The following is a 1,017-nucleotide window of genomic DNA, read 5'->3' on the forward strand; positions in this document are numbered from 1 at the left end:
CGCCGACAGGACGCCGGTCTCCGGGTCGCGGGCGACGGCGCACAGGCGGCCCTCCGACCACGGCTCGCCGACGGTGACGTCGTGGCCGCGCCGGCGCAGGCCGTCGATGACGTCCGGGCCCAGGCGGGACTCGACGAAGAGGCTGCCGGGGCGGGTGACGCGCGGGTAGAAGGAGCTGGGGAAGCTCTCGGTGTGCCAGTTCGGCGCGTCGATGGCGCCCTGGAGGTCGAGCCCGCCGCGTACCGGCGGGCGCAGCGCGACGGCGAGGAGGAAGTGCAGGCTCCACTGGTCCTGCTGGTCGCCGCCGGGGGTGCCGAAGGCGAGGACGGGCCGGTCGCCGCGCAGGGCGAGCGAGGGCGAGAGCGTGGTGCGCGGACGGCGGCCGGGGGTGAGGGAGTTGGGCAGTCCGGGGGTGAGGGAGGCCATCTGGAGGCGGGTACCGAGCGGGAAGCCGAGGCCGGGGACGACGGGGTTGGACTGGAGCCAGCCGCCGCTCGGGGTGGCGGAGACGAGGTTGCCCCAGCGGTCGACGACGTCGACGTGGCAGGTGTCGCCGCGGGTGCCGCCGTCCCGGGCGACGGTGGGTTCGCCGGAGCCGGGCGCGGCCTCGGCGGGCGCGTGCTGCGCGAGCCTGGGGGTGTGCCCGTCCGGGCTGCCGGGCCGCAGGTCGTAGGACGCCCGGTCGCCGATCAGGGCGCGGCGGTCGTCGTTGTAGCCGGGCGACAGGAGCGTCTTGAGCGGCACCTCGGCCGCGTCGCCGTACCAGGCCTCGCGGTCGGCCATGGCGAGCTTGGTGCCTTCGACGAGGGTGTGGACGTACTCGGCACCATCGAGTGCGTCCAAGTCCGGAGGCAGCAAGGCGAGTTGCTGGAGGAACACCGGGCCCTGGCTCCACGGGCCCGCCTTGGCGACCGTCCATCCGTTCCAGGTGTGCGTGGCCGGCTCCTCGTAGTGGGCCACGAAGGCCACGAGGTCGTCGCCGGTCAGGGTGCCCGCGTGGCGCTCGCCGGAGGTGTC

General features: G+C 75.4%; 1 protein-coding gene. It reads right to left on the reverse strand.

Annotated elements, in window-relative coordinates; all coding sequences use genetic code 11:
• Positions 1-1,017 (reverse strand): gamma-glutamyltransferase (locus AB0O00_RS41455; RefSeq protein ID WP_363659826.1); only part of this gene is annotated, 1,017 nt, incomplete at both ends.

The organism is Kitasatospora sp. NPDC093558 (genome assembly GCF_040683475.1).
Classification (GTDB): domain Bacteria; phylum Actinomycetota; class Actinomycetes; order Streptomycetales; family Streptomycetaceae; genus Kitasatospora.